The organism is Caulobacter sp. P1_B12_2 (assembly GCF_056406675.1).
Map to the genome: position 1 here is coordinate 1 of NZ_JBFTZS010000295.1, position 5820 is coordinate 5820.

The window sequence follows — 5820 nt, forward strand, 5'->3', positions numbered from 1 at the left end:
GTGCTGGGCGCCTCGCACGTGCGGGTCGGCAAGGCCCGCCTGGGCATCGTCTGCCAGGGCCAGGCCTACAAGGACGTGCTGGAAGCCTTCACCGCCATGGGCATGAGCCTGGAGGAGGCGTCGGACCTGGGCGTCTCGATCTACAAGGTCGGCATGCCCTGGCCGCTGGAGCCCCTGGGCATGCGCAGCTTCGCCGCCGGTCTCGAGACCCTGATGGTGATCGAGCACAAGCGCGGCCTCATCGAACCGCAGGCCCGCGCCGCCCTCTACGATCTGCCGGYCCACGCCCGACCGCGCATCATCGGCAAGCTGGACGAGCACGGCCATCCGCTGCTGTCGGAGCTGGGTTCGCTGTCGGTGGCCGAAATCGCCCTGGCCATCTATGACCGCCTGCCGCCAGGCCCGCACATGGAGCGGGCTCAGGCCTATCTGAACCGTGTCTCGGCCGCCGGCGTCGCCGCCGTCAGCCTGGCCGCCGACCAGGCCCGCAAGCCGTTCTTCTGCTCGGGCTGCCCGCACAACACCTCGACCAAGCTGCCCGAGGGCAGCCGCGCCCTGGCCGGCATCGGCTGCCACTACATGGCCGGGTTCAACGACCCGATGACCGACCTCAACACCCATATGGGCGGCGAGGGCCTGACCTGGGTGGGCGCCGCGCCGTTCACGACCGAGAAGCACGTCTTCCAGAACCTGGGCGACGGCACCTACAACCATTCCGGCTCGCTGGCGATCCGGGCGGCGATCGCGGCCGGGGCCAACATCACCTACAAGCTGCTGTTCAACGACGCCGTCGCCATGACCGGCGGCCAGCGGGCCGAGAGCGGCTTCACCCCCGCTCAGATCACCCGCCAGCTGGCGTCCGAGGGCGTGACCAAGACGGTGATCGTGGTCGACGAGCTGGAACGCTATCAGGGGGTCACCGACCTGGCCCCCGGCGTCGAGGTCTTCCCGCGCTCCGAGCTGATGAGCGTGCAGAAGATGCTGCGCGACACGGCCGGCACCACGGTGCTGCTCTACGACCAGACCTGCGCCACCGAAAAGCGCCGCCGCCGCAAGCGCGGCACCATGGCCAAGGCCACCAAGCGGGTGTTCATCAACCCGCTGGTCTGCGAGGGCTGCGGCGACTGTTCGATCAAGTCCAACTGCGTGTCGGTCGAGCCGCTGAACACCGAGCTGGGCCGCAAGCGCAAGATCAACCAGTCGTCCTGTAACCAGGACTACAGCTGCGTCGACGGCTTCTGCCCGTCGTTCATCACCCTGGAAGGGGCGGAAAGCACGAAGGCCAAGAAGGCCCCGGCCCTGACGGCGGACTCGACGCCCTTGCCGGTGTTCGAGGACTTCCACGGCGTGCGCCGGATCATCTTCACGGGCGTTGGCGGCACGGGGGTCACCACCGTGGCTTCGATCCTGGCCATGGCCGCTCACGTCGACGGCCGCGCGGGCAGCGTGGTCGACATGACCGGCCTCGCCCAAAAGGGCGGCTCGGTGTTCAGCCACGTCAAGATCGGCGAGACCGAGGAGACGGTGGTCGGCGGCCGCGTGCCCGCCGCCAGCGCCGACGTGCTGATCGCCTGCGACATGCTGGTGGCCGCCTCGCCCGAGGGCCTGTCGCTCTACGCCAAGGACCGCACCAGCGCCTTCGGCAACAGCGACTTCGCCCCCACCGCCGACTTCGTCACCAGCCGCGACGTGCGCTTCGACAGCAACGCCATGGCTCGGCGGATCAAGGGCGCGGTGAAGAGCTTCGACGCCTGTCCGGCCCAGCACCTGGCCGAGACGCAGTTCGGCGACGCCATCTTCGCCAACATGATCATGGTCGGCTTCGCCTGGCAGCGCGGGGTGATCCCGCTGTCCAGCCGCGCGGTCTATCGGGCGATCAAGCTGAACGGCGTGGACTACGACGCCAACCTCGCCGCCTTCGAGCTGGGCCGCCGCGTGGCCCATGACCCCGCGTCGATGGGGCCGCGCGACGCCGACGTGCCGACGCCCGAGACGATGTCGCTGGACGAACTGATCGCCAAACGCGCCGCCGACCTGGTCGCCTACCAGAACCAGGCCTATGCCGACCGCTACGTCGCCAAGGTGGCCAAGGTGCGCACGGCCGAGGTCGCCAACGGCGGCGAGGACTCTAATCCTATTGGGGGCCTGCCGCTGACCCGCGCGGCGGCGGTGAACCTCTACAAGCTGATGGCCTACAAGGACGAGTACGAGGTCGCCCGGCTCTATACCGACGGCCGTTTCGCGGCCGAGCTGGCCGGGACGTTCAAGGGCGGCAAGGCCAAGGTCTGGCTGGCGCCGCCGATCATCGGCACCAAGGACAAGGACGGCCGGCCGCGCAAGATGGCCTTCGGCGGCTGGATGCTCGACTACGCCTTCCCGCTGATGGCCCGGATGAAGGGCCTGCGCGGCGGACCGCTGGACGTGTTCGGCGCCACCGAGGAGCGCCGCATGGAGCGCKGCCTGATCGCCGACTACGAGACCACGCTGGACCGCCTGGCCGGCGGCCTGACGCCCGAGCGCCTGCCGCTGGCGGCCCGCATCGCGGCGATCCCGCAGGAAATCCGCGGCTACGGCCACGTCAAGGACGCCTCGGTGGTCAAGGCCAAGGCCGAAGCCGTGACCCTGTGGTCGCAGTGGGAGGGGTGAGCCTTCGACCGGGGACACGCCCTTGCGGCGTGGCCCTATCGGCGGGCGCGGCGCGAGATTTGGGGACACGCCGCAAGGGCGTGTCCCCATCCTACTTCTGCGCCGTCCCGTCCGCCCGGTCCGGCTTGATCCCGGTGGCGCGGATGTTGGTCACCGACTGCAGGATGCCGAACCAGAACGGCGAACCCAGCGAGACCGCCAGGCCGGTGATCGCCAGGCCCAGCAGGGTCAGGAAGATCTTCAGCGTAATTCCGAAGCCGTCGCGCGGCGGCGCCTGACAGGCTGTGTCCCAGTGCTGGCCAGGCTTGGGCTTGGCGCGGGGGTCGCGCACCAGGGCGCAGAGCGCGTCCTGGCTCCAGCCGATCGGCATGGGCAGGGCCTGGGAGATGTCCGCGGGCTTTTCGTCGGCGTCGCAGGCGCACTCGGCCGGATCGCTCGAGATGGGGCCGGCCGCCTGTTCCTCGCCTGTCGCCCCGCCCGTCTCGCCGTCTGTCTCCCCCGTCGTCGAGGGCGGCGCGCGTGCGCTCAACTGGGCCTGCGCGCCGCGCACGTCGTCCGCGCTCTTGGCCGTCACCGAGGCCTGGGCGACCAGCCCGGCCCGGGCCACCGGATCGCGCCACAGGTTGTCGATCAGCTGCAGCGAATTGACGTTGAAGGCGATGGCGACCGCGAAGCCGGCCCAGAAGGTCAGGCGATGGATCCAGCGCTTGTAGGCGCCGCTGGTGCGGTCCATGGCCCCGTCGAACCAGGTCGCGACGTCCTGCTGGAAGACGTCGACCTTGCCTTGGGCGTTGTCGATCATCGGCAGCAGGGCGGCCTTCAGGGCCTCGTTGTTCTCGATGCCGGACACGGCGGTCTTCAACTGGGCGAAGCTGAGATGGGCCGATTCCGAAGGCTTCAGCGTCTCGGTCAGGGCCACGGCGAAGGTCTTGCCCGGGATGTAGGACGGCGCGTTCTTGAGCAGCGCCCCGCGCTTGGTGCAGTGGTCCTCGCTGGTGCTGTGCGACTTCAGGGCGCTGATCAGCGGGTGGTTCCAGACCAGGCACATCTCGGGCGACCACTCGCCGGTCTTCTTCTCCGAGCCGTCGCCGCCCAGCAGGCTCTGTACGCGACTCAGCAGGTACTCGCTGCGCTTGTTGAGGAAGCTGGAGATGTATTCGTTCAGGGCGGTGACGAACAGGCTGACCAGCAGATAGACGAAGATCAGTCCGACCGCGACGTCGAGCGCTGCGCCGAAGTTCATGATGCCCTTCCCTGGAACGGTGGCCCGTATGACCGGCGCGTTCTCAACCTTGTCGGGTAAGGTTTCACAGCTCTCGAAAAAGGGCAATGAAAGCTCGATGTCCCGCTGGCGGCTCCATCTGGCGCGGCGCCGGGGGCGTGCTAGGCTGACGGCATGAACAAGCCGGTTCAATCCCAGCCCGTCGTCGTGACTCTGAGAGCCGAGGACGCTTTCGATCTCGGAGAGCGCGTGGCGCGTGGCGAGTTCTCGTCATTGGACGAAGCGGTGGCGGCCGAACTGGCGGATCTGAACTATCGCCGCGCCGTTGAGATCATGGGCGGCGACGACAAGCTTGAGGCCTTGGTGGCGAAGCTGGAAGCCGAGGATGACCCCGCAGCGGATGTCGAGGCCAGAGGCTTCTTCGCCGAACTCCGCGCGGGCCTGAAGCATCGATTGGATGCATCGCGCGAGTGAAGCGGCGGCTGGTGACCTCAGAATGACTCAAGAGTTCGATTTCGACGCCGTCGTGGTGGGCGCCGGCGCGGTCGGCCTGGCCTGCGGCTACGCCCTGTCCCAGCGCGGCCTGGTGGTCGCGGTGCTGGAGCGTGAGGGCCACATCGGCCAGGGCGTGTCGTCGCGCAATTCCGAGGTGATCCACGGCGGGCTCTACTATCCGACCGGCTCGCTGAAGGCGCGGCTGTGCGTCGAGGGGCGGCGGCTGCTGTACGCGTTCCTCGACAAGCACCATGTCGACTACAAGAAGTGCGGCAAGCTGGTGGTGGCGACGAGCGAAAGCGAGATCCCCCAGCTGGAGGCGATCTTCCAGCAGGCCCTGGCCAATGACGTCGAGGGCATGGAGCATCTGACCGGCGCCCAGGCCCGGGCGCTGGAGCCGGGGCTCAACGCCCACACGGCCCTGCTGTCGCCGGAAAGCGGCGTGTTCGCCAGCCACGACTACATGCTGGCCCTGCAGGGCGAGATCGAGGCGGCCGGCGGGGCGGTGGTGGTGGCCACCCCGTTCGAGGGCGCGACGCCCCTGGCCGGYGGCGGCTTCACCGTGCGGATCGGCGGCGCCGAGGCGGCCAGCCTGACCTGCCGGCTGCTGGTCACCGCGCCGGGTCTGTCGGCGCAAGGCGTGGCCGCGACCATCGAGGGCTTTCCCGCCGACCAGATCCCGACCGCCCACTACGGCAAGGGCGTCTATTTCCGGCTGGCGGCCAAGGCGCCCTTCCAGCGGCTGATCTATCCGCCGCCGATCCATGGGGCGCTGGGCACCCACTACCGCAACGACCTGGGCGGCCAGGCGGTGTTCGGGCCCGACCTGGAATACGTCCCGGCCCCCGACTATTCGGTGGATCCGGCCAAGGCCGCCGCCTTCGCCGCCTATATCCGCAAGTTCTGGCCGGACGTGCCCGAGGATCTGCTGGTGCCCGACTATGCCGGGATCCGGCCAAAGCTGCACGGGCCTGACGAGCCACAGCCCGACTTCCAGCTGCGCGGCGCCGACACCCATGGCCTGGAGGGGCTGATGGCCCTGTTCGGCATCGAGAGCCCGGGCCTGACCAGCTCGCTGGCGATCGGCGAGGCGGTCGCCCGGCGCCTGACGGCGTAGGGCTTTGCCACCAACTTGGCGTTCGTGCGTTGCAATCTTGGCTTTTCAGGAGGGCGCGATGCTGGACGACTTTATCGACAGACTGATCTCGCGGTTGATGGCCGGGGCGGGCCTGATCATGGCGGCGGCGATCGCCGCCGTGGCTGGAGCGATGGCGGTGTTCGCCTTCCTGACCCAGTGGGTGGGCTCGGCCTGGTCGTATACGATCGTCGCGGTCACCGCGGCGGTGGTGGTCGCGATCTGGTCTCTGGTGCACAAGCAGCACCTGGCCCGCACCCGCCAGCCGCCCCTGGACCAGCGCGTGCTGGCCATGATGCAGGCTCATCCCACGGCGTCGTTC

Annotated in this window: 5 protein-coding genes; 4 read left to right on the forward strand and 1 reads right to left on the reverse strand. The window is 69.0% G+C overall.

Annotated features, from left to right (window positions below; translation table 11 throughout):
• The coding region (locus AC1DZ6_RS17195; protein WP_477098362.1) for an indolepyruvate ferredoxin oxidoreductase family protein at positions 1–2646 on the forward strand (2646 nt) is incomplete at its 5' end.
• Between the two features lie 91 nt (positions 2647–2737).
• Here the strand turns inward: AC1DZ6_RS17195 and AC1DZ6_RS17200 are convergent.
• Positions 2738–3889 (reverse strand): hypothetical protein, encoded by a 1152-nt coding sequence (locus tag AC1DZ6_RS17200; RefSeq protein ID WP_477098363.1) that lies wholly within the window; start codon positions 3887–3889, stop codon positions 2738–2740.
• Positions 3890–4042: 153 nt separating this feature from the next.
• Between AC1DZ6_RS17200 and AC1DZ6_RS17205 the strand changes: the two genes are divergently transcribed.
• From AC1DZ6_RS17205 to AC1DZ6_RS17215, 3 genes are all read left to right on the forward strand, one after another.
• Complete coding sequence (locus AC1DZ6_RS17205; protein WP_477098364.1) at positions 4043–4342, forward strand: hypothetical protein; 300 nt, start codon at positions 4043–4045, stop codon at positions 4340–4342.
• A gap of 22 nt (positions 4343–4364) precedes the next feature.
• Entirely contained in the window at positions 4365–5480 is a 1116-nt protein-coding gene (locus AC1DZ6_RS17210) for an NAD(P)/FAD-dependent oxidoreductase (RefSeq protein ID WP_477098365.1), read from the forward strand.
• A gap of 58 nt (positions 5481–5538) precedes the next feature.
• Positions 5539–5820: hypothetical protein (locus AC1DZ6_RS17215; RefSeq protein WP_477098366.1), on the forward strand; the 282-nt coding region annotated here is incomplete at its 3' end.

Bases quoted from the DNA above. Each gene is read 5' to 3' on its own strand.
- AC1DZ6_RS17205 (WP_477098364.1), top strand. From the start codon at position 4,043: ATGAACAAGCCGGTTCAATCCCAGCCCGTCGTCGTGACTCTGAGAGCC.
- AC1DZ6_RS17200 (WP_477098363.1), bottom strand. From the start codon at position 3,889: ATGAACTTCGGCGCAGCGCTCGACGTCGCGGTCGGACTGATCTTCGTC.